At 73.3% G+C, this 210-nt stretch carries 1 pseudogene; it reads right to left on the bottom strand.

Annotated features, from left to right (window positions below):
- Nucleotides 1–210 (bottom strand): annotated as a pseudogene (locus ACU18_RS20055) (HNH endonuclease); the annotation flags it as partial.

Below are 210 nucleotides of genomic sequence, written 5' to 3' on the forward strand. Positions count from 1 at the left end.
TCTGCCGTTGGCGGCGCGGGCGGCGCGTTGGGTGACGGAGAGCGGGTCCAGCCGGTACGCGGCGGCCCGGGCGGCGGTGGTGATGGTCCTGTTTCCGGCTCCGTGGAAGGTCCCGGTGTCCGGGGCGAGTTCTTCGTCGACGGCGGCCCGGTCCGCGGCGGTGAGGCAGGCTGTTTCCTTGGCGATCAGGGTGGCCCGCCATTCGCTGAG

Source organism: Arthrobacter sp. ZBG10 (assembly GCF_001238605.1).
Lineage (GTDB): Bacteria > Actinomycetota > Actinomycetes > Actinomycetales > Micrococcaceae > Arthrobacter.